The 2622-nt window shown below is 32.0% G+C and carries 3 protein-coding genes; 1 reads left to right on the plus strand and 2 read right to left on the minus strand.

Annotated elements, in window-relative coordinates:
- Nucleotides 1-41: 41 nt before the first annotated feature.
- Nucleotides 42-1127: a quinone-dependent dihydroorotate dehydrogenase gene (locus V7024_RS24205; RefSeq protein WP_335524626.1), complete on the minus strand. Its 1086-nt coding sequence runs from the start codon at nucleotides 1125-1127 to the stop codon at nucleotides 42-44.
- A 98-nt stretch (nucleotides 1128-1225) separates the two neighbouring features.
- On the minus strand, nucleotides 1226-1666 hold the full coding sequence (locus V7024_RS24210; protein ID WP_000264902.1) for a DMT family transporter: 441 nt from the start codon (nucleotides 1664-1666) through the stop codon (nucleotides 1226-1228).
- Nucleotides 1667-1935: 269 nt separating this feature from the next.
- Between V7024_RS24210 and V7024_RS24215 the strand changes: the two genes are divergently transcribed.
- Entirely contained in the window at nucleotides 1936-2505 is a 570-nt protein-coding gene (locus V7024_RS24215) for a TIGR00730 family Rossman fold protein (protein WP_335524627.1), read from the plus strand.
- Nucleotides 2506-2622 lie beyond the last annotated feature (117 nt).

Consider the following 2622-nt stretch of genomic DNA (forward strand, 5'->3'; position numbering starts at 1 on the left):
ATGAATTCTGCCCCGCTTCAATTTTCGAAGCGGGGCAGAATTCATTTGTGATATAGACCAATAGCGTCAGTAATATTAGAAAGTCCATCTTTTTCTAGCAAATTTAAAATTTCTTGGTTAATTTGTTTTGCAACAGAGGGTCCTCGATAAATCATACTAGTATAGAGTTGTACAAGCGAAGCACCAGATTTAATTTTTTCATATGCATCTTCTCCAGTAAAAACACCACCGGATCCAATGATAGGTAATTTCCCTTGAGTTTGTTGATATATTTTAGAAATAATTTCTGTAGAACGTGAGTTTAATGGTTTTCCACTTAAACCACCGCTTTGTTCTTGATATTTAGAAGTTAGATTAGTACGAGAAATAGTTGTATTTGCAGCAATAACTGCATCAACTTTTACTTCTAAAATTATTGAAATAACTCCTTCTAGTTGTTCTGGAGTTAAGTCAGGAGCAATCTTTAAAACAATAGGACGATATTGACTATGTTTTTTACATAATTCATCCCGTTTATTTAAAATAGAAGTTAATAATGGCTTTAAAGTATCGACATATTGTAAATCTCTTAATCCTTCAGTGTTTGGAGAGCTAATATTAATGACAAAATAATCGCCATGAGTATAGAGTGTTTCCAGTCCTTTTTGATAGTCCAAATTGGCGTCTTGGTTTGGTGTATCTTTGTTTTTTCCTAAATTAATTCCGAGAGGTATAGCTGGGCGTGGTAAAGCCATAAAGTTTTGCTTTGCTTTATTTAATCCCTCACTATTAAACCCCATACGGTTAATAAGTGCTGTGTCCTCGGGTAAACGATATAGGCGAGGGTTAGGATTTCCAGGCTGAGGGTTAGGTGTAATAGACCCTACTTCAACTGAGCCAAAACCAAGGGATGCAAGAGCTGGATATACATTAGCAAACTTATCAAAACCAGCTGCTAAACCAATGGGATTAGGAAATTTAATATCTAGTAATTTACATTCTAATCTAGAATCTTTCAAGCTCATATTTGTATTGTATAAATTTCTAGCAAATGAAAATGATTGCATAACCTTTAGAGCTTGAATAGTTCGTGTATGAGCTTTTTCAGGGTCCATCTTAAATAATAAATTGCGGATATTTGCATACATGGTTAGAATCTTCCCTTCAAATTATTAAAGTTAAAAGAATGCTAAAAACTCCTTATCTAAAATGAACAATGTAAAGTATTCTAGGTAATAATTTATAACTAGAATTTTTGGATGAGTATAACACCTATAATTACTAAAATAGCGCCAAGAATACGTGGTAAGGATAACAGATGTATAGGAACATTAATTAAACCAAAATGATCTATTAATACAGATGCAACAATTTGGCCAGCGAGCACCAAAGCTACGGTTGTTCCCGCTCCAATTCTTGGAATAAGAATAATGGTAGCTAGTACATAAAAAGCTCCTAAAACGCCTCCAGTCCACACCCACCATGGTGCAGATGCAATACCTTTATTAAAACTAAAACCAGCTTTAAATAATGAAACAGTGAATAAGGTGATTGCACCAACTATAAAAGAAATAGTTGCAGCAACAAGAGGTGAACCTACAACAGTACGAAGTTGTGCATTAATACTGAATTGAATCGGTAAAGCAAGTCCAGCCAAAAAGGCAAATATTAAAAATAAAATCCACATAATAAAATATCTCCCTTTGATATAGAATTGTTAAAAATAAAAATATATATAATAATTAATAGTATTTTATGAATATAGCGAGCTCGCCTCACCCATTATATTCCATAGGTAAATGTTATTCAAATGTTTTTTAAGTTGTTTTTTCAGACATGAGAGTTATTTTTTAATATTTTCATAAAAAAATAACAAAGAAATTTGATATGATTTTTTGTTATGATTATTAATGATAATGACATAGAAATATATTTTGGAAATGAGGAGTCGAAATTATGAATTCAATATGTGTATTTTGTGGATCGAATTATGGAGAAAGTGAAGAGTATAAAAATGCAGCGGAAAAATTAGGAGAATTTTTAGGTAAAAAAAATACCACATTAATTTATGGTGGAGGTAAAGTGGGATTAATGGGAAGTGTAGCAAATTCCGCCTTACAAGTTGGTGGAAATGTAGTAGGCATTATTCCTGAGTTTTTACGAGATAAAGAAATTGCACATCAAGGACTTACTGATTTAATAGTTGTGGATTCTATGCATTCGCGTAAACAAAAGATGAATGAAATGGCTGATGGATTTATTGTATTGCCTGGTGGGTACGGCACCTATGAAGAAATGTTTGAAGTTTTATCTTGGGGACAAATTGGTATACATAAAAAGCCAGTTGGTCTACTTAACGTAGACGGTTTCTTTGACCCTTTAATTAAAATGTTACAACATACAGTTGATAGAGGATTTGCACGACCTGAAAATCTTGATCTAATTCTTTCTTCAACAAATATAGAAGAGCTTTTTGTACAAATGAAAGATTATAACCATGTTGTTGTGAATAAATGGGTTAAATGAAAAGATTAATAGCATAATTTGTAATAAAGAGAGGAGGAATCTTATAATAAGTTCCTTCTTTTTTTCTGCTTAAAACAAAAAATTTAGAGATGGATATAATAAATTTTCCCCTTATTC

Origin of the sequence: Bacillus sp. JJ864 (assembly GCF_036963045.1) — a bacterium.
Lineage (GTDB): Bacteria > Bacillota > Bacilli > Bacillales > Bacillaceae_G > Bacillus_A > Bacillus_A pseudomycoides_C.